General features: G+C 68.7%; 16 protein-coding genes. 8 read left to right on the top strand and 8 right to left on the bottom strand.

The features are described from left to right. The first annotated feature begins 50 nt into the window (after positions 1-50). Positions 51-848: an HAD family hydrolase gene (locus tag ACLJOO_RS21300; RefSeq protein ID WP_410788987.1), complete on the top strand. Its 798-nt coding sequence runs from the start codon at positions 51-53 to the stop codon at positions 846-848. Positions 849-1,142: 294 nt separating this feature from the next. On the opposite strand, the gene ACLJOO_RS21295 is transcribed toward ACLJOO_RS21300, so the two are convergent. Continuing rightward, positions 1,143-1,916 (bottom strand): Fic family protein, encoded by a 774-nt coding sequence (locus ACLJOO_RS21295; protein ID WP_410788985.1) that lies wholly within the window; start codon positions 1,914-1,916, stop codon positions 1,143-1,145. A gap of 24 nt (positions 1,917-1,940) precedes the next feature. Here ACLJOO_RS21295 and ACLJOO_RS21290 point away from each other — a divergent pair, with 24 nt between their 5' ends. The 4 genes from ACLJOO_RS21290 to ACLJOO_RS21275 all read left to right on the top strand — a co-directional run bounded on the left by ACLJOO_RS21290 (position 1,941) and on the right by ACLJOO_RS21275 (position 7,883). After that, a complete protein-coding gene (locus tag ACLJOO_RS21290) occupies positions 1,941-4,010 on the top strand; it encodes a CDP-glycerol glycerophosphotransferase family protein (RefSeq protein ID WP_410788983.1) in 2,070 nt (689 codons plus the stop codon). Positions 4,011-4,127: 117 nt separating this feature from the next. After that, positions 4,128-5,810: an arginine--tRNA ligase gene (gene argS / locus ACLJOO_RS21285; RefSeq protein ID WP_410788981.1), complete on the top strand. Its 1,683-nt coding sequence runs from the start codon at positions 4,128-4,130 to the stop codon at positions 5,808-5,810. Between the two features lie 15 nt (positions 5,811-5,825). Then, complete coding sequence (locus ACLJOO_RS21280; protein WP_410788979.1) at positions 5,826-6,866, top strand: alpha/beta hydrolase-fold protein; 1,041 nt, start codon at positions 5,826-5,828, stop codon at positions 6,864-6,866. Positions 6,867-6,902: 36 nt separating this feature from the next. After that, entirely contained in the window at positions 6,903-7,883 is a 981-nt protein-coding gene (locus tag ACLJOO_RS21275; protein WP_410788977.1) for a GNAT family N-acetyltransferase, read from the top strand. On the opposite strand, the gene ACLJOO_RS21270 is transcribed toward ACLJOO_RS21275, so the two are convergent. After that, complete coding sequence (locus ACLJOO_RS21270; RefSeq protein ID WP_410788976.1) at positions 7,872-9,347, bottom strand: MFS transporter; 1,476 nt, start codon at positions 9,345-9,347, stop codon at positions 7,872-7,874. The two genes, ACLJOO_RS21275 and ACLJOO_RS21270, sit on opposite strands and share 12 nt — an antisense overlap. Positions 9,348-9,469: 122 nt before the next feature. Here ACLJOO_RS21270 and ACLJOO_RS21265 point away from each other — a divergent pair, with 122 nt between their 5' ends. Then, complete coding sequence (locus tag ACLJOO_RS21265; RefSeq protein WP_410788974.1) at positions 9,470-10,048, top strand: TetR/AcrR family transcriptional regulator; 579 nt, start codon at positions 9,470-9,472, stop codon at positions 10,046-10,048. Here ACLJOO_RS21265 and ACLJOO_RS21260 read toward each other — a convergent pair. Both ACLJOO_RS21260 and ACLJOO_RS21255 read right to left on the bottom strand, forming a co-directional pair. Further along, entirely contained in the window at positions 10,029-10,556 is a 528-nt protein-coding gene (locus ACLJOO_RS21260) for a dTDP-4-dehydrorhamnose 3,5-epimerase family protein (protein ID WP_410788972.1), read from the bottom strand. The genes ACLJOO_RS21265 and ACLJOO_RS21260 overlap by 20 nt on opposite strands. Beyond that, positions 10,553-11,758: a DUF2786 domain-containing protein gene (locus ACLJOO_RS21255; RefSeq protein ID WP_410788970.1), complete on the bottom strand. Its 1,206-nt coding sequence runs from the start codon at positions 11,756-11,758 to the stop codon at positions 10,553-10,555. Before ACLJOO_RS21255 ends, ACLJOO_RS21260 begins: the two co-directional genes overlap by 4 nt. Positions 11,759-11,935: 177 nt before the next feature. Between ACLJOO_RS21255 and ACLJOO_RS21250 the strand changes: the two genes are divergently transcribed. After that, the gene (locus tag ACLJOO_RS21250; protein ID WP_410788969.1) at positions 11,936-13,324 is read left to right on the top strand and encodes an FAD-binding oxidoreductase; all 1,389 of its coding nucleotides are present in this window, start codon (positions 11,936-11,938) and stop codon (positions 13,322-13,324) included. Here the strand turns inward: ACLJOO_RS21250 and ACLJOO_RS21245 are convergent. The 3 genes from ACLJOO_RS21245 to ACLJOO_RS21235 are packed head-to-tail and all read right to left on the bottom strand — an operon-like array spanning position 13,321 to position 15,552. Continuing rightward, the gene (locus ACLJOO_RS21245; protein ID WP_410788968.1) at positions 13,321-14,070 is read right to left on the bottom strand and encodes an SDR family NAD(P)-dependent oxidoreductase; all 750 of its coding nucleotides are present in this window, start codon (positions 14,068-14,070) and stop codon (positions 13,321-13,323) included. The two genes, ACLJOO_RS21250 and ACLJOO_RS21245, sit on opposite strands and share 4 nt — an antisense overlap. Further along, positions 14,063-15,304, bottom strand: coding sequence for an AMP-binding protein (locus tag ACLJOO_RS21240; RefSeq protein WP_410788966.1), 1,242 nt, complete (start codon positions 15,302-15,304; stop codon positions 14,063-14,065). Before ACLJOO_RS21240 ends, ACLJOO_RS21245 begins: the two co-directional genes overlap by 8 nt. Next, entirely contained in the window at positions 15,301-15,552 is a 252-nt protein-coding gene (locus ACLJOO_RS21235) for a phosphopantetheine-binding protein (protein WP_131292949.1), read from the bottom strand. The genes ACLJOO_RS21240 and ACLJOO_RS21235 overlap by 4 nt, the downstream gene beginning before the upstream one ends. 311 nt (positions 15,553-15,863) lie before the next feature. On the opposite strand from ACLJOO_RS21235, the gene ACLJOO_RS21230 reads away from it, so the two are divergent. Beyond that, a complete protein-coding gene (locus ACLJOO_RS21230) occupies positions 15,864-18,278 on the top strand; it encodes a hypothetical protein (protein ID WP_410788964.1) in 2,415 nt (804 codons plus the stop codon). Positions 18,279-18,282: 4 nt separating this feature from the next. On the opposite strand, the gene ACLJOO_RS21225 is transcribed toward ACLJOO_RS21230, so the two are convergent. After that, positions 18,283-19,857, bottom strand: coding sequence for a glycoside hydrolase family 10 protein (locus ACLJOO_RS21225; RefSeq protein WP_410788962.1), 1,575 nt, complete (start codon positions 19,855-19,857; stop codon positions 18,283-18,285). Positions 19,858-19,903 lie beyond the last annotated feature (46 nt).

Genomic DNA, 19,903 nt, shown 5'->3' with positions numbered 1-19,903 from the left:
CAAAAGCCCGGGTCCCCCGGCGTTTCTCCCGGCTGCCTATCCTCGACTCCATGGCGCACCCCGGACCGGCTCGATCGGCGGCTTTCTTCGATCTGGACAAGACCATTCTGGCCCGCTCGAGCACGCTGGCGTTCTCGCGGCCGTTCTACGCCGGCGGCCTGATCAACCGCCGGACCGTACTGCGCAGCGCCTACGCCCAGTTCGTCTACCTGCTCGGCGGCGCGGACCACGACCAGATGGAGCGGATGCGGGAGTACATCTCCGCAATGTGCACCGGCTGGGACGTCTCGACGGTGAAGGCGATCGTCGCTGACACGCTGGACCACATCGTCCGTCCGATGATCCACATCGAGGCGGTCGAGCTGATCGAGCAGCACCACGCGGCCGGCCGGGACGTCGTGATCGTGTCGTCGTCCGGCGCCGAGGTGGTGGAGCCGATCGGCGCGATGCTCGGCGCCGACCGGGTGATCGCCACCCGGATGGTTGTTGCTGACGGCAAGTACACCGGCGAGATCGCCGAGTACGCGTACGGTCCACACAAGGTGACCGCGATCGAGGCCCTGGCCGCGACCGAGGGCTACGACCTCGCAAGCTCCTACGGGTACTCGGATTCGATCACCGACGAGCCGCTGCTGGCCGCCGTCGGCCACCCGTTCGCGGTCAACCCGGACAAAGCGTTGCGCCGGGTCGCGGTCGAGCGCGGCTGGCCGGTCCTGGAGTTCGCGGAGCCGGCCGAGCGGGCAGGTTTCCCCGCCGTACGACGGCCCGCGCTGGCGGCCGGCCTGGTCGCGGCGATCGCCGCCGGGGCGCTGCTGCTGGCCTCCCGCCGAAGGTCCCGGACGAGCTGAAACCTGAAGCTGGCTTCATTGTTCTCAACTCCATGAAGGCCTCCGCATCCCCTTCCCAGAAAGGGGTTTCAGGAGTACAAAGGAACCACGAAGGATCTTCGGATCCGGGTAGAAATTGCACGGCACCCCGGCACCCACGCGGCGACGAGCCCATCCCAAACGGGCAGCGCGACCCAGGCCAGTCCTGTGGCGGCAAACCGGTGCACGCATGGTAACCGGGGCTACGTGCCAGCGACGGCGTTCTCACTCGAGAGCGCCGTCCGCACGTTCAGGCCGGCATCGTCAAGTGGGCAGTCAGGAAGCCAGCGGCGAGAGCTCGGCACCTTTTGTCACGGCCTCGCAGGACCGCAGCAACCAATCACGAACCCCGGTCAATCCTCGCGCTGTGTAGTCGGTGAGGCCGGACGCATAGGTCGCCCGCAACACATAGTGACCACCCTCCGGTACCGTGACCGCCACCGGGTCGATGCCCCGGGCAACCAACAGCAGGCGCTCGGCGGCCCGGGCCACGAGTCCGTTGGCCGCCGGGAACGGCCGGAGTACGGCGAGCTCGGCGTGGACGATCGCCGCGACGACGAGACCGGGCGCCTTGGTCGGGCGGGTCAGGTTCTGCGCGAGGGCGCTCAGCCGCTCCCACATCTCGTCGGCGCCGGGCGCCGGCGGCAGCCCCGGGATGTCGTCCGGCACGGGTTCCGCACTGGTCCGGAGATGGCCTAACTGGTCCTCCGCCACCAGATCCGCCGCGGCCAACTGGTGCAGTCTGGTCCAGACCTGCACCGGCGCCTTGTCCACCTGCGGCGCGAGCGCCATCAGCTCACTGGTCATCCGGACCGCGCCGGAGGCCAGTCCGTCGGCGGAGCCCCGGCGTACGTCGTCCGGCGTGCTGGTGCTGCCGGCCAGCGCCGCGGAGGCGTGCGCGCCCCGCAGCAGGGCCTCGGCGGTCATGTCCGAACCGACCCGGCGCAGCCCGCGATCCCGGAGCAGTACGTCGACCGCGTCCCGGGCCGCCCGTGCCGCCGACGCGACCCCCTCGAGACCGGCCAGTGGCTCGAACACATCAGTACTCATAGCTGCACCCTAGGATGACTAGGCATGGCGCTCGGCACCGTCCCCAGGTTCAGCATCGTGGTCCCCTGCCATGCCTCGCGGGCCTGGCTGCGGCCGTGTCTGGACTCGGTGCTCGGGCAGTCGTTCACCGACTTCGAGGTGATCGGGGTGGACGACGCGGACCCGGACGGCTCCGGCCGGATCCTGGACGAGTACGCCGCCGCCGACGCGCGGGTCCGGGCGCTGCACCTGGACGAGAACGTCGGCCTCGGACTGGCCCGGAACGCCGGCCTGAAGGAGTGCCGCGGCGAGTACGTGCTGTTCCTGGACGCCGACGACGAATACCTGCCCGGCTCACTGCAGGCGATCGCGACCAGGATCGACAACGCACGGCAGCCGGACATCGTGCTGTTCGACTACGAGCGGATCTTCTGGGACGGCCGGGTGCTGGGCAGCCAGCGGCACGACGCGTTCGCGCGCGAGGGCGCCGGGGTGTTCACGGCGGCCGAGCGGCCGATCTTCCTGACCTTCCTGGAGGTCGTCTGGAACAAGGCCTACCGCCGCCAGTTCCTGACCCGGCACGGCTTCGCGTTCACGAGCGGCTTCTACGAGGACGCGCCCTGGACCTACTCGACGATGCTGACCGCGGAGCGGATCGCCACCCTGGACCGGATCGTCGTGCACTACCGGCAGCACCGGACCGGCGGCAACATCCACGCCACCAGCGGCCGCCGGCAGTGGGACATCTTCGACCAGTACGACCGGGTGCACGCGTTCATCCAGTCCGACCCCGAACTGGCGGGCTGGCGCCGGTTCGCGTTCGACCGGTCGCTGGACCACATCCTCGCCGTCCTCGCGAAGCCCGAGCGGATCGACACCGACGACCGGGCCGACTTCTTCCACGCGGCACATGCCTTCGCCAAGCGCTGGAAGCCGGAGGGGTACGGCGCCGACCGGACCGCCCGCGGGTTCAAGCGCTGGCTGCTGATCCACGACGACTACGCGACCTACTCGACGCTCAAGCTGAGCGCCCGGATGCTGCAGGTCCCGAGTCCACGCAAGACGGTCGGCAAGCTGCTGCGGCGCAGCAAGCTCGACCCGAACCTGGTCGCGTACGCCGCGTACTGGTTCAAGCAGTACGCCTGCAACCCGCGCGCGATCTACGAGCAGGCGGCCGAGCTGGCGCCGCACCTGCGCGGGGTCTGGGTCGTCGACAACGAGCACGTCGGGGCGATCCCGGAGGGCGTCGAGTACGTCGTCGCGGACTCCCCGGCGTACGAGAAGCTGCTCGGTAAGGCGACGTACTTCGTCAGCAACATGAACTGGCCGAAGAGCCTGGACAAGCGCGAGGGCCAGATCCACCTGCAGACCCAGCACGGTACGCCGCTGAAGACCGTGACCCTCCCTGACGAGGACAGGGACGAGGTGCTGCGCGAGGTCGACCGCTGGGACTTCAACCTGTCCTCGAACCGGTACTCGTCGGAAATCTGGGAGCGCACCTACCCGTCGTACTTCGAGGAGCTCGAGTACGGCTACCCGCGCAACGACCGGCTCCTGACGGCGACGCTCGACGAGGTCCGGGCGATCCGGGCCAGGTTCGGGTACGACGACTCGCACCTGGTGATCCTGTACGCGCCGACGCTCCCCGACCGGGTCGACCTGCGCGAACTGACGGCCGCCGCCGGCGAGCACGCCCGCGTCCTGGTCGCGTCGCAGCATCCGCGGATCGAGGACCTGATGCTCGCGGCCGACGTACTGATCTCGGACTACTCGTCGATCACCTTCGACTACGCCAACCTCGACCGGCCGATCCTGCTGCATCTGGACCAGAACAGCCGGTGTAGCACGTACTTCGACGTCGCCGAGTTCTCGCCGGGCGTCGTGGCGTGGTCCGCGGAGGAGTTGTACGCCGCGCTCCGGAACGGCACGTTCGCCGCGCCCGAGGCGGCCAAGCACCGGCACCTGTACCGGGAGAAGTTCTGCGAGTTCGACGACGGGCGCGCGGCAGAACGCGTCGTACGACGGGTGTTCCTGGGCGAGACCGACGTACCCGCGATCGCGCCGCCGGCCGAACGGTCACCGGCGCCGTCGGCGTACTTCGTGCATAATGGCTGACATGTCGATCAGCCTGAAGCCTGTCCACGCCCGGCGCGTGCGCTTCAGCCTGCGACGACGACGCACTGTCTGAACACCTCAGCCTGTTCCAGTCGCGTCTCATCGAAGGACCTCGTCATGTCCGCAGTTCTGCTTGTCCTGTCCGCCAGACTGTCCGCTGCCGCCGCTGCCGCCTTCGGCACGTCGTACGATCCCGAGCTGCGGTCGAGCACCAAACCGGAGTTCGGCCACTACCAGAGCAATCTCGCGCTCCGGATCGGCAACGTTCTCGGCCTGCCGCCGCGGGACGTCGCCGCACGCCTGGTCGCCGCGCTGCAGCTCGACGACCTGTGCGAGCAGCCATCCATCGCTGGACCTGGGTTCATCAACCTGACGCTGCTGCCATCCACACTCGCCAAGACCGTCAACGAGCCGGAAACCTTTACCAGCAACGGCCGGCGGGTCGTCGTCGACTACTCGCAGCCCAATGTCGCGAAGCAGATGCACGTCGGCCATCTCCGGTCGACGGTGATCGGCGACGCGTTGTGCAACGTGCTCGCGTTCGCCGGGTATGACGTGATTCGGCAGAACCATGTCGGCGACTGGGGCACGCAGTACGGGATGATGATCGAGCAGCTGCTCGAGGAAGGAATCGCCGCGGAATCCCTTGATCTGGAGGGATTGCAGCGGCTCTACGAGCGGAGCCGGAAGCATTTCGATGCCGATGGCACCTTTGCGGACAAGGCGCGACTGCGGGTCGTCGCGTTGCAGTCGGGTGATCCGGAGACGCGGGCGATGTGGCGGCACATGGTCGACGTGTCACTGGACGACTTCGACGAGGTGTACGCGCTGCTCGGATCGGCGCTGACCAGACAAGACGTGGTCGGCGAGAGTGCATACAACGACGACCTGCCGCGGGTCGTGGCCGAGCTGGACGCCCAGGGCCTGCTGACCGAATCCGATGGAGCGATGTGCGCGTTCCTGCCAGGATTCCTCGGCCGCGACGGCGATCCGCTGCCGGTGATCGTGCGGAAGTCCGACGGCGGGTTCGGTTACAGCGCGACCGACCTCGCCGCCGTACGGCATCGGGTGAGCACGTTGCACACGGACCGGATCGTGTACGTCGTGGACCACCGGCAGGCCCTGCACTTCGACATGATCTTCACGCTCGCGCGGACCGCCGGCTGGCTCCCGGCAGCCGTGCCGGCGGAACACGTCTCGTTCGGCACCGTACTCGGTCCGAACGGAAAGCCCTTCAAAACAAGAGAAGGCGGCACCGTCAAGCTCGTCGACCTGCTGGAGAGCGCGGTCGCCCGGGCCGACGCGCTGCTGGCCGGCCGGGAGGGTGTCGACCGGGCCGCGACCGCTCGCGCTGTGGGGATCGGTGCGGTCAAGTACGCCGATCTGTCGAGCGACCGGGGCAATGACTACGTGTTCGACCTGGACCGGATGGTCGCGATGACCGGCAACACCGGCCCGTACCTTCAGTACGCGCACGCCCGGCTCACCAGACTGCTCTCCAAAGCAGGGACACCAGGTGAGCTCACCGAGCTGAAAGACCCGGCTGAGCAGCGGCTCGCCCTCCTCCTCACCGGGTTCGCCACGACCGTCGAGCAGGTCGCCGAGACGCTCCAGCCGCACAAACTCTGCACCTACCTGTACGACGTCGCGTCCGCGCTCTCCGTCTTTTACGAGCAGTGCCCGGTGCTGAGCAGCGAGGGCGCGACCAGAGCAAGCCGGATCGCCCTCTGCACGGCGACACGGAAGGTGTTGCAGGATGGACTCGGCCTGCTGGGGATCGAGGCCCCTGACGCGATGTGAGTCACTGGAGGACGAATGCTGCCGTGGTCGGCCGAGTTCATGGGACGCCTGGACCAGACGACGTACACAAGTGAGTTGCTCCGCGGGAACCCGCTGGGCGATCCGCACGAGCGGCCGGTGCTGGTGTACCTGCCGCCGGGGTACGACGAACCAGACAACGCCGCCGAGCGGTACCCGTCGATCTACGTGACGATGGGCTACACCGGCCACGTCGGCATGTGGTTCAACCGGGTCCCGTTCCGGCAGCCGTACCCGGAGCTGCTCGACGCGATGTTCCAGGACGAGAGCGTGCCGCGGGCCGTCGTGGTGTTCGTCGACTCGTGGACGAGGTACGGCGGCAGCCAGTGCCTCGACTCCCCCGGGACCGGGCAGTACCAGTCGTACCTCTGCGACGAGATCGTGCCGTGGGTCGACGCGACGTACCGGACCGTCCCGGACCGCGATCACCGTGCGGTCACCGGCAAGTCGAGTGGCGGCTACACCGCCATGGTGACGCCGCTGCTGCGGCCGGACGTGTTCGGGGCGCTCGCGACGCACGCCGGTGACGCGCTCTTCGACGTCTGCTACCGGCCGGAGTTCCCGGAGCGCGCGCGGACGCTGCGGGACAAGTACGACGGCAGCTACGAGAAGTACTTCGAGGTGCTCGCAACCAAGACCGGGCGGACCACCAACGAGGACCTGCACCTGCTGGAGATGTACGGCTACGCGTCGGCGTACTCCGCTGAACCCGACGGCACCGTGCTCCTGCCGTTCGACGACCTCGGCGCGATCGTCCCGGACATCTGGGCGCGCTGGCTGTCCCGCGACCCGGTCGAGATGGTGAAGGAGCCGCGGTACGCCGACGCGCTGCGATCGCTGCGCGCGGTGTGGATCGACGCGGGCCGGCAGGACGAGTACTACCTGGACCTCGGCGCCACCGCGTTCCACCGTGCCGCGCGGGAAGCCGGTCTCGCGGACGAGCGGATCCACTTCGAGCTGTTCGAGGGCACCCACGGCGGCATCGAGTACCGCTACCCGATGGCGGTGCGGTGGCTGGCGGAGCAACTAACTAATTGACGTGCCGTCGCAGCGCGAACGTCGTACCTTCAAGCCATGAATTGGCCGGAGGGGATCACGGCGCGCCCGATGGAGAAGGGCGACGTCGAGGCGTGGGCGGCGTTGACGGCCGCCCAGGAGAAGGTCGACCAGGAGGGCGAGAACTTCAGCGCGGAGGATCTCGCCGAACAGCTGGACCGCCCGAATCTCGACCTGCCCAGGAACAGCATCACCCTGTGGGCCGACGGCCGGATGATCGGCTACGGCATGGCGCACGTCGCGCCGTCCGTGGTCGACGTCGACCGGGTGCACGTCGGGGGCACCATCCACCCGGAGTGGCGCCGGCGCGGCCTGGGTACGACGCTGATGCACTGGCTGATCCAGCGCGCCGGCGAACTGCACGCCGCCACCCACCCGGACTTTCCCGGCCAGGTCGGCGTCGGCGCGGCCAGTAACAACGTCAGCGCGACCAGCTTGCTGGAGAGCCTGGGCTTCAAGGCCGAGCGGTTCTTCTTCGACATGCGGCGGCCGCTCGACCAGCCGGTGCCCGAGGCGGCGATCGCCGACGGGCTGCGGCTGACGTCGTACGACCCGGCGTACGAGGAGGCACTGCGGCTGGCCCACTTCGAGGCCTTCTCCGACCACTGGGGCTGGACGCCGCCGACTCCGGAGCTCTGGCGGTCCCGGAACGTCGGATCGCGGGCGTTCCGCGGCGGGCAGTCGTACCTGGTGCTGGACGGTGAGACCGTCGCGGCGTACGTCAACGGCTACGAGTGGGAGGCGGACACCGAGGTGACCGGGATCCGCGAGCTGTACATCGGACAGGTCGGCACGCGGCGCGCGTACCGCGGCCGTGGTCTGGCCCGCGGGACGATCGCGAAGGTGCTGGCCGAGGCCGCACAGGCCGGCTACCAGCGGGCTGCGCTCGGCGTGGACGCCGACAACCCGACCGGTGCGCTCGGCCTGTACGAGAACCTCGGTTTCACCACTCACAACCAATTCACCAGCTACGCGCTACCCATCCCGTCAGACGTGTGAGTCCACGACGACCGGGGCCTCGACCGGCTCCGGCGCGCTGCGGAACCACTTCCACGGCCGGACCGTGAAGACGATCATCGCCAGGCTCACCGCTGCGTAGACCAGCGATCCGACGAACGCGGCGTGCACGCCGTCGACCAGAACCTCCCGGGGGATCGTCGACGTCGAGTTGCGGCTCGCCGTACCGAAGATCGTGACCAGGATGCCCAGGCCGAGCGCGCCGCCGACCTGCTGGACCACGTTCAGCATGCCGGACGCCGCACCCGAGTCCTCCGGCGCGACGCCCGAGATCGCCCGGCTGACGAGCGGGATGAAGACCATCCCGGCGCCCGCCCCGAACAGCACCAGCGGTCCGACCACGTCGGCCAGATAGGTGCTCCGGGCATCCAGTTGCGTCAGCCAGATCGTGCCGAGCGTGACCAGTGTCGATCCGGCCAGCATCAGCTTCGCGCCGTCGATCCGGCTGAGCAGCCGCGGTACGAGGCGCGACTGGGCGAAGAGCAGACCGGTCAACGGCAGGAAGGCGAGGCCGGCCGCGAACGGCTTGAGCCCGAGCACTCCCTGCAGGTACTGCGTCAGGAAGAAGAACATCCCGAACATCGTCCCGACGATCAGCAGCATGGTCAGGTACGACGCCGCACGCACCGGCGACCGGAACAGCCGCAGCGGCACGATCGGGTGACTGACCCGGCGCTCGATCAGCACGAACGAGACCAGCAGTACGACGCCGGCCGCGAACGAGACCAGGACCTCGGCGGAGGTCCAGCCGGCCTCGGCCACCCGGATGAAGCCGTAGACGAGGGCCGTGATGCCGAGCGTCGAGGTGACCGCGCCGGCCACGTCGAACCGGCCGGTCTCGGGCTCGGTCTCGGTCAGCACCTGGCGGGCCGTGACGACCAGCGCGATACCGATCGGCACGTTGATGAACAGACCCCAGCGCCACGACGCCCAGTCGGTCAGCATGCCGCCGAGCACCAGGCCGACGCTGCCGCCACCGGACGAAATCAGGCTGTAGTAGCCGAGCGCCTTCATCCGCTCCGGACCTTCGCGGTACGTGAGCATCAGCAGGGTCAGGGCCGCCGGCGCCGCGATCGCACCGCCGATGCCCTGCAGAACGCGGGCGGCGAGCAGCAGCTCGGCGTTCGGCGCGAGGCCGCCGAGCAGTGAGGCGATCGTGAAGACGCTGACGCCGGTGAGAAAGACCCGGCGCCGACCGAGCAGGTCACCGGCGCGGGCGCCGAGCAGGAGCAGACCGCCGAACGCGAGCGCGTAGGCGTTCTGCACCCAGGACAGGCTGGACGGGCTGAAGTGCAGGGCCTGCTGGATGTGAGGCATGGCGATGTTCACGACGGTGGCGTCGAGAATGACCATCAACTGGGTGACCAGGATGACCGCGAGAACTACCCCCGGACGCCGGGCAGGCGCGCCGGAGCCGGCGCCTGGCGCCGTGGATGTTGCCGACATATTGCTCCTTACCCCTGAGGGGTTACAGTTGAGACAGAAAAGCGGAGCGCTCCTCCGGATACAATACGGAGGCGTCCTCCGCTTTGCAAGCTATATTGTTGCGAACGCTGCGAGGAGGCTGGATGGCGCCACAACCCTTGCCGTGCGCACGTCCGACCCGTGCGGACGCGGCCCGGAACTACGACCGCCTGGTGACGGCCGCCCGGGAGACGTTCGCGAAGCACGGCACCGACACCTCACTCGAGGAGATCGCCCGCCGGGCCGGCGTCGGCATCGGCACGCTGTACCGTCGGTTCCCCAGCCGGACCGCGCTGCTCGAGGCGGTCTACGTCGACGAGATCCAGTCCGTCTGCGACCGTGCGTACGACTTCGACCGGGAGCTGGAGCCGTTCGAGGCGCTGGAGGCGTGGCTGCGCAGCTTCCTCGGATACGGGCTGTCCAAGGGCAGCCTGGCCAGCGAACTGACCGTTGCACTGGGCAAGGAATCGCCGTTCTTCCAGATCTGCAAGGCGAACGTGCAGGAGGCCGGGCATCTCCTGCTGGACAAGGCGAAGGCGACCGGTGAGGTCCGCGCCGACGTGGAGCTGATGGACGTCATGCGGCTCGTCGGCGGGATCAACATGGGCCGCGACATCGAGCCCGAGCAGGCTCACCGCCTGCTCGACATCGTGCTCTGCGGGCTCAGGCCCGCTGCCTCCTGAGCCTCCTGAGCTCCGCCAGCGAAGGGTTCCCGGCGTCCCGCTCGGTGTACTCGAGCTGCTCGAGGGGCCACGCGATCGCCAGCTCCGGATCGAACAGGTCCACGGCCACCCGCTCCGGCGTCCAGTGCTCGTTCACCAGGAAGTGGTACGTCGTGTGCGGCGTCAGCGTGCAGAACGAGTTCCCGACGCCACGAGGCACGTAGAGCGCGTCCGACGTACCGAGCTCGAACGTCTCCACCTGGCCGAAGCCGTCGCCGGAGCGGAGGTCGACGATCGCGGCGAACACCCGCCCGGACGACGGCGACAGGTACTTGTCCCAGGGCTCCGCGTGGATCCCGCGGACGATCCCGGCCGCTTCGAAGTACGCGACGTTGTGCTGGACGACCTCCATCCCGAGTTCGGCCAGCTTCTCGCGGTGGAAGTTCTCCTTGAACCAGCCGTCGTCGTGCGGCTGCACCTCCAGCTCGATCCGCCGTACGCCGGGGATCGCGGTCTCCTCGATCTTCACCGGCGTACCTGCCGGCGGGCCTCGAGCTGGGCCCGGTCGGCGGCGGTCACGCCCGCGTTCCACCCGGCGCCGTTGGTGATGCGGGTCCGCCGGGTCGTCGTGTTCGGGAACAGCTGGGTGAACAACGCGTCCACCTGCTCCTCGCGCTTGGCCAGCACCGGCAGCAGACGGTCCGCAGCCGCTTCGGGTACGGCGGCCTGGGTCGCCGCGGCGGTCTGCTCCAAGCGCTCGCCGATCCGCTGCGCATAGGCCATCAGGAACGACTGCCGGAACGATCGCGTCCGGGACTCACCGCGGTGGCCGATGTGTTTGCCGGCGGCAAGCATCGCTCGGTTCGCCTGCACCAGCAGGGAGGTGCTGAGAATCTCGGTGTGTTGCAGGTCCACCTCAGCACCGACGATGGTGACGACGGCCAGCTCGTCGATCACGACCGTGCGGCACCGATTCGCCGCGGCGACCGCGCCGACCAACTGCGCCTTGGCCGAGACGTACGGCGTCTCGACCCACAGCCGGCGCCCCGCGGAATCATCCGGAATCTCGACCTCCGCCTCCACCAGGGCGCTGTCCAAGGAGAACTTCGCCATCAGCTCCTGCGCCTTACCGGACAGCGCTTCCGCCTCGTCCGGGAACTCGGTCGCTTCCGCCTTCGCCAGCAGACCGCGGATCCGCGCCAGCATCTTCCCGTTCGCCGGTACGGCGGGTTGCGTGCGGCGGACCGTCGTACCAGGCAGGGGGTAGAGCCGGGCCAGGACCGGCAGGGTCTGGAGGAACCCGGCCAGGGACAGGGCGTGATGCAGCGTCAGGTAGCGGCCGACGCGGGCACCGGCCGCCCAAGCGGTCAGGCTCAGCTCGGTGAAGGGCTGCGGCACGCCGAGATCTGTCAGTTGGCCGAGCCAGCGCGGATCGATGGTGGCGGGCCGGTAACCGCGGTGTTCGGCCGAGATCGCGGCCAGCAGCAACGGCTCGACGCCGGCATCCAGCGTGCGGCGGCCGTGCTGGACCACATCGGTCGGCGCCCAGCCACGCTCCCAGGCGGTGCGGAGCAGGCCGGTGAGGAACGCCTGCACGCAGCGATCCACCTGCGCCTGGTCGCGCTCGTCGTACGCACCCAGCTGGGCCAGGTGCGCGTCGGCGCGATCGTCACGCACAGCGACGACGGCCGCCGTGATCGGTAACAATCGCAGGATTTCCTGGTCACTCACGCCGTCGAGTCTGACACCGAGCGAAGTTCCCGCCCAAACGGGAATCCGTTCCCTTGTGGACAAACCCTTGCTTCAGGAGTCTGACTGGAGACAGCGGCCCGAAGGTCTGCACGAAAGGCCGCTGTCCACAGGGGGTCGGGCACCTAGCCTGACGACAAACATCGGGGAGGGGAAGCAATGACTCAGCTTGCGGAAACCGGATTCGACGCGTTACGCGCGGCCCTGGAGGGGACGGTGCTCGCGCCGGGCGAGGACGGTTACGACGAGGCGCGGAGGCTATGGAACTCCGAGCACAACCGATTGCCGGCGGTGATCACCCAGGTACGGTCGGCCGCGGACGTCCAGGTCGCAGTCCGGTACGCGGTCGCGGAGGGATTGGAGATCGCCGTGCGCGGCGGTGCGCACAGCCCGCACGGTCTGGCGTCGGTGGACGGCGGACTGATGATCGACCTGAGCCGCATGAACCAGGTAACGGTCGATCCCGAGACGCGCCGGGCGCGGGCCGGCGGCGGCGCGCTGCTGGGTGATCTCGACGCCGCGGCCCAGGAGCATGGCCTCGCAGTGCCCGTGGGCATGGTCAGCCACACAGGTATCGGCGGCCTCACGCTCGGTGGCGGCATCGGCTTCCTGACCAGGATGCACGGGCTCAGCATCGACAACCTGGCGTCGGTCCAGATCGTGACGGCGGACGGCAGCATCATGCGGGCCGCCGAGGACGAGAATCCCGACCTGTTCTGGGCGGTCCGGGGCGGAGGCGGCAACTTCGGCGTGGTCACCGAGTTCGAGTTCCGGCTGCACCGGGTAGGCCCGATCGTTCACTATGGCATGGCGTTCTGGAGTCTGGAGCAGGGCGCCGAAATGCTGCGGGCGGCGCGCGAACTGATTCCGGCGCTGCCCCGCGAGGTCAACGTGGTGATCGTCTGCGTGAATGCGCCGCCGGCGCCCTTTGTTCCGGCGGAGCACCACTTCAAGCCGGGGTACGCGCTCGTGGTCGTTGGCTTCGGATCGCCCGAGCAGCACGCCGAGGCGATGACGCAGGTCCGTGGACTTCTGCCACCGCTGTTCGAGTTCGCCACGCCGATGCCGTACGTCGCGGTTCAGCAGTTGATCGACGAGCCGAACGCCTGGGGCAGCTATCACTACGAGAAGGGCGCGTATCTCGAAGAGCTGTCCGACGGGGCGATCGAGGTGATCACGGAGCATTTCCCCCGGAAGACGGCGCCCCTGTCGGTCACTATCCTCTACCACCTCGACACGGGCTATCTCGAAACGGCGGACGACGCCACGGCGTTCGGCGGGCAGCGGTCCGAGCGCTACGTGTTGTTCGCCATCGCGACGACGCCGACGCTGGACGCGCTGGAGGCAGAGCGCGCTTGGACAAGGACGTTCTGGGACGCCCTGCAGCCATACACGCCCGACATCGGAAGCTACGTGAACGGCCTCTACGAGGCGGACGAGGCCCGGCTGCGGGCGTCGTACGGGGACAAGTTCGACCGCCTCGTGGCGATCAAGCGGAAGTACGACCCGGACAACGTGTTCCGCCGGAACCAGAACATCAAGCCCTAGATCGAGGCGGCGCCGTCCACGACCAGCACCTGGCCGTTGAGGTTCGTGTTCTCCAGGAGGAGCATGCGGACGACCGGAAGTACGTCCTCCGGCTCGGTCAGGTGACCGGTCGGCGTGCGGCGGACGATCTGGTCGAGCTGGGTCTGGCCGAGGACCGCGGACATCTCCGAGGCGAAGAAGCCCGGCGCGACGGCGTTGGCGAGGATGCGGCCACCGAGTTCACGAGCGAGTGAACGGGTGGCCGCGTCCATGCCGCCCTTGGTGGCCGAGTACGCGACGAGGCCGGGGTAGCCGCGTTGCGCGCAGATCGAGGTGATGTTGACGATCCGGCCCTTCAGGCCCTTCGCGAGCATTCGGCGCAGGACGAACCGGGTGAGGATCAGCGGCGAGGTCAGGTTCGTCTGGATGATCTCGGCCAGATGGTCGGCCGAGGTGTGGACGTGCAACGAGTCCTGGCCGATCGCAGCATTGTTGACCAAGGCATCGATCGGGCCGAGCGTGCTCTCGACGGCCTTGACGAAGGCCTGCCCGGCAGCGCTGTCATTGACGTCGACCGAGCCGTAGTGCAGATGCTCCGGGTATTTCTCGCCGAGCGCGGTCAGCTCCGGTGTGACGGTACGGGCGAACGCGGCCACCTTGAGACCGGCCTCGAGCAGGTCGGTGACGATCGCTAGACCGAGACCGCGGGAACCGCCCGACACCAGCACGACCGAGGCCGGCGGGACGACACTGGGGGCTTCAGACATCGCTCTTCAGGGTTTCCTTCTGCGGGATCTGGTCGAGGAACTTGATCCGTCGCGGTACGCCGTAGTCCGGCAACCGGGTCGAACACCACTGGACCAGGTCGGCGTCCGTGAGCGGGCCGAGCGACCGGTTCGGGACCACCTCGGCCACGACCATCCGGCCGACCAGCGGCGCCTTGCGGGCGAAGACCCGTGCCCAGGACACCCCCGGGTGGCCCATCAGCACATTCCGGACCACGCCGGCCGAGACCTTGGATCCGCCGACGTTGATCTCGTCCGTGTCCAGGCGGCCGGTGATCAGCACCCGGTCCCCGTCGTACTCGATCCGGTCGCCGGTGTGGACCGCGCCGATCAGGCCGGCGCCGTGGTGCGGCGAGCGGATGACGAGCTCGTCGTCCTCGACGCTCAGGACCGGGCGTTCCGGGTGCGGGTCGCGATCCAGCCAGGTCCTGGGGAAGCCGGCCTTGCCGTCGTGCACCACGATCGAGGCGCCGACCTCCGAGGACGCGTAGATCCAGGAGATCCGCGTCGTCGGGAAGATCTCCCGGAGCTGGTCGAGGATCGCCTGGTCGACGGGCTCGCCGCCGAGCGTGATCTGCTCCAGCGGTACGCCGGCGAGCGCGTCGGCGTCGCGGTAGATCGCCTGCCGCCAGAATGTCGGCGTACCCGACGCGGCCGTGACGCCGTGCTCGGTGGCGATCTTCGGCCAGTCCTCCAGCTCGCCCGGCTCAATCACGACCAGGCCCTGATCGGCCTGGGTCAGCGAGAGCGTGACGACCTGCCACCAGGCGTAGGTCCCGGGCGAGTACGGCAGCAGCCAGGTGCGCGAGGGCTGGTCTGCGGTGACGGTGGTCAGCGACTCCAGGGTGTGGCCGATGCGCTTCGGGCGGCCGGTGGAGCCGGACGTGAGCAGCCAGGCCCGGCCGGACTCCTCGACCCGCTTCAGTCGCGGAAGAGTGATTGCCCCATCGGGCAGGACGATCGCGAAACCCGACTCGCCCAGTTCCTCCCGCATGCGCTCGTCGACGCGGGACTCGGTCGCGACCAGCAGCTCGGTGCCGTGCACCGCATGGTGGCGCAGGGCGGCGAGCGCGTCGGCGCCGTTGTCGACCAGGACGGCCGCGGGCGACGGCAGCTGCGGCAGTTTGTGCAGGGTCCGCCAGGTCAGGCGCTTGCCGGCGACGACGACGGTGTTGTCGTCGCCGATCAAGGCGGTGGTGCGGCGCCGGGTGTTCACGCCGACTGGAGTTGCTCGATGAAATCCAGTACGTCGCCGACCGTCGCGATCCGGCGCAGCCCAGGGGCATCGAAGTTCAGCTCGTCGCCGAGTTCGTCCTCCACCCGGAGGGCCAGCTCGGAGAAGTCCAGCGATCGGAACCCGATCTCGCGCAGGTCCGCGGTGTCCTCGGCCGGCAATGACCGGCCCTGGGCCGTCATCACCTCACCCATCAACTCCCTGACCCGACTCCGATCCACCGAACTCATAAGTCCGAAGCCTAGCGTCCCCCAACGGGGCGGTGTCCGGGTCCGGTCCGTTCCCACGACCACGTGCCCTGGCTTTCAGACGCTTGATTCGGCTGCTGATCTCCCAGCCGATCAGGGCGATCACCGGGCCCGCGGCGGCGAGTGCCGCCAGCAGGACCTCCTCCACCGGCAGGCCGGCGATGTGCTGCACGACCATCGAACCTCCCGAACGCTGCGGGGGCTGGGAGATTACAGAGTGTAAACGTGAACTCCCTGTTGGTAAACGGCTCACCGGCCCCGATCCGGTCTCGTCCGCCCCATAGACTTCCCCGGTGATCAGACCGGGGAAGCGGCGTGCGGCCGGGCGCGGCAAGCGGACCGCGGCCCTGGTGAGCTTGCCCGTGCTGCCGCTGGCGTGGTTCGTCGCGTTGCAGGAGCACCCGCCGTGGATGCCGGCCGCATACCTCGCCTATCTGCTGATCGTGATCGTCGTACCGGGCACGATGTTCTGGCGGCGGCTGACCGGCGGTGTCGGTTGGCTGTCCGCGGACGTGATCCTGGGTACGGCGTTCGGGCTCGCCGTCGAGGCGCTGCTCTACCCGATCGGGATGCTGTTCAAGATGCCGTTCGCGGCGTTACTGATGCCGGCGCTGGCGCTCGGGATGTGGCGGGCGCTGCCGCGGCGCAAACTGCCGGAGCGGCCGACGCCGTGGTGGTCGATGGCCGGCCTGATGGTCGCGGTCGGGATCGCGGCCGCCTGGTTCGTCCGGGTCGGCTCGCAACTCATCCCGCTCGACGGATCGGACGCACTGCGGCCGAACTCGGACGCACCGCACAATCTCGCGCTGGCGGGCGAGGTCACGCACCACTTCCCGCCGAAGATCCCGTACGCCGACGGCGGGTGGCTGACGAGCCACTGGGCGGCGTACGACCACATCGCGTCCACGCACTGGATCACCAGCGTGCCGCTCGACGTACTGACACACCGGATGGTGCCGTTCGCCTGGATCCTGCTGACCGTGCTGGGTGCGGCTGCGGTCGGGATGCTGCTGACCGGCCGCGCGGTCGCCGCTCCGATCGCTGCCGGGCTCGTGGTGGCCGGTGGCGACCTGGTGGCTTGGCCGTGGGCGGTGTCGGATCGGGTGTTCGCGGACGGGCCGTTCTCGCTCGGTGGGCTGACGAATCCGCCGCAGGCGTTCTCGACAGTCCTGTTGCTGCCGTTGATCGCGGTGACGGCGTTGCTGTTGCGACGGCGGGCGGGGACGACGCGGGGTGAGTTGTTTCGGCTGTTTGTCGCCGCGGGTGTGCTGGTTGCCGCGTTGGCGTTGACGAAGGCGACGACGTTGCCCGTGTACGCGACAGGGCTCGCGGTTGCTTGGATCTATCTGACGGTTCGTCGGGGCCGGCTGAACCTGCGTGCGCTGGTGCTCGGTGTCGGCGTCGCGGCGGCGTACACGTTGACGTTCTTCTTCGTGCTGCGGGGCGCGGCGTCGAGCGTGCGGTTCGATCCGGGTGCGACGTTCGAGAGCCTCGCGGATCGGATGGGCGGTGGATCCGCGGTCACCGTGATTGCGGTCGTGGTTGTCGTCGGGTGGGTCATGCCGGTGGTCGGCGCGTTGCTGATCAAGCGGCGGGTGGCGCGGGATCCGATGGTGGTGTTCCTGGTGGCCGGGTTCGTCGCTGCGGTGCTGGGCGCATCGTTGCTCGCCGATCGTGGGGACACCCAACTGTTCTTCGTGCGGACCGGGTTCATGTTCGGCGTACTGCTCGCGACCTGGGGGCTCGGGTCGCTGGAACGCCGGCAGTACTGGGTCGCCGGGATCGCGGTGCTGATCGGGGTCGCGGCGATCTACTGGGGCCGGGAACGGTCGCCTCGTTCGTGCACGGACACCAACTGCTTCGGGCAAGGGCTCGCGGTTGCGTTGGTGATCGCGGTGCTCGGGATCGGCGTGTTCGGGCTGGTCCTGCGCGGTTCCCGACGTACCTGGGCTGTGATCGCGGTGGCGGTGCTGGTCGGTACGACGGTGTCGCCGACGGTGGCCTCCGTACGGCGGTTCGCGAACCCGCCGCTGACGTCGTACGAGTCGATCGCACCGGGCGGGATCGAGGCGGCGCGCTTCATCCGGCGGAACTCGGGCTCGAACGACCGGATCGCCACGAACATCCACTGCCACCAGCCGCGGACGTCGCACTGCCAAACGGGTTCGTACTGGATCTCCGGGTACGCCGAACGCCGCGTCCTCGTGGAGGGCTGGGCCTACCAGGCACGGGTCGACGACACCTATCCCGCGGGCGTGCAGGGACCGTACTGGAACCAGGACGAGCTGCGGCTGAACGACGAGGTGTTCAGCAACCCGACCCGCCAGCTGATCGAGACACTGCGCACGACGTACGGCGTCCAATGGCTACTGCTCGACGAACGCGTCAGCGCCCCGCCGAAGAACCTGGACAAACTCACCGAACTCCGCTTCCAGCTGGGAACCGTCCGCGTCTACCAGATCTACCCACCACCCCCGGCAAACCCGTTCCCCACCAGAACGCCATCCCCCACCGGCACACCAACCCCAGGCTTCCCGACACCAACCTCCCCGTCGAGCACCCCCAGCTTGCCAACCGGCACCCAGCTCCCCAGCCAGTCGACCCAGCCGTTCCCCACGAGCCCGCCGCCAACCAGCACCACGCCGACGTTCCCCACAGGCCCCGTCCCGACGCAGCTCACCACCACGCCGGGCCTGAAGAGCCCGTAGCGACTCAGCGAATGGTGACTGCGGGGATCGGGATGCTCTGGTTGGCGAGCCGGTCCAGGGCGGTCACCGAGTAGATGTACGCCGTACCGGGGGTGGCCGTGGTGTCTGTGTAGGACTGGGTGGCTCCGGTGGAGCGGACTGTGGCTAGTAGGTTGCGGGCGTCGTTGTCGGGGCAGTGGTCTCCGCTGCGGAGCTCCCGGCGGTAGATCGCGTATGACGTGGTGTCCTTCGACGTCCTGGACCACTTGACCTGTACGCCGTCACTCGTGCGCGACGCGTGGACGGCGTGCACCGGGAGAGGCGCCCGTGAGTCGAGGGCGGGCATCGCCGGGATCAGCGCCGGCCGCGTGTACCAGGTGTTGTTGAGGAGCGTGGTCGCACCGAGCCGGTCCGCGCGAACGTCCTTCGCGGAGAAGAAGATATTGCCCTTCACCTCGGGGATCGTGCTGTCGAACGCCAGGTGGTCGCTCAGCTCGGCCGGGTCCGACCAGTCCGGCGACTGCGTCGACGTACCGACCTTGTACGTCGCCTCGCCGATGTAGAGGTGGACGTGCGTACCGCGGACCTGCTCCGCCCACCACGGCACGATCTTGTTGTAGTCCGCCGGCGCGAACCCGCCGGCCCAGTACACCTGCGGGACGATGTAGTCGATCCACTCGTCGCGGACCCACTTCCGGGTGTCCGCCGCGAGGTCGTCGTACGTCTGGACGCCGGCCGTGGTGTCGGTGCCCTCCGGGTCGGTCGCCTTGTTCCGCCAGACGGCGAACGGCGAGATGCCGAACTTGATCCACGGCTTGAGCGCGTGCATCTTCTGGCCCAGCTCCTGGATCAGCAGGTCGATGTTGTTCCGCCGCCAGTCCTGCAGGTTGTCGAAGCCGGCGCCGTACTGCGCGTACGTCGCGGCGTCGTCGAAGACCTGACCGGCCACCGGGTACGGGTAGAAGTAGTCGTCGAAGTGCACGCCGTCGATGTCGTAGTTCGAGACCGCGTCCATGATCGCGTCCTCGACCAGCTTGCGGGCGGCCGGGATGCCGGGGTTGTAGTAGAGCTTCCCGCCGTACGTGACGACCCAGTCCGGGTGCTGCCGCGCCGGGTGCGTCGGGACAAGCTTGGTGATGTCCGTGCCCATCGACAGCCGGTACGGGTTGAACCAGGCGTGCAGCTCGAGGTTGCGCTTGTGCGCCTCGGCGACCGCGAAGGCCAGCGGGTCGTAGCCGGGGTCGCCGCCCTGCGTGCCAGTCAGGTACTGCGACCAGGGCTCGACCTTGGACGGCCAAAAGGCGTCGGCGGTCGGGCGAACCTGGAGGATGACCGCGTTGTGGTTCTGCCGGACCGCGTCGTCGAGCCAGCCGATCAGCTCGGTCTGCTGTTGCGCGGCACTCAGCCCGGTCTTCGACGGCCAGTCGATGTTCACCACCGACGCCACCCAGCTCGCCCGGAACTGCCGCAGTGGCGTGGACGCGTTCGGCGCACACGTCTGCTGACCGTCCGTCTCCGCGGCGGACGCCGTACCGGTCAGCCCGCCCATCAACAGCCCCGCCGTCACGCCCAGAACACCCATGGCTCGCCAGACTCTCATGTCACTCTCCGACCGTCGTTCAAGGTGAAGTCGAAAGATGTTTACA

The sequence above is a fragment of the Kribbella sp. C-35 genome (assembly GCF_046549195.1).
Classification (GTDB): Bacteria; Actinomycetota; Actinomycetes; order Propionibacteriales; family Kribbellaceae; genus Kribbella.
This window is presented reverse-complemented; position numbering and strand designations above follow the sequence as displayed.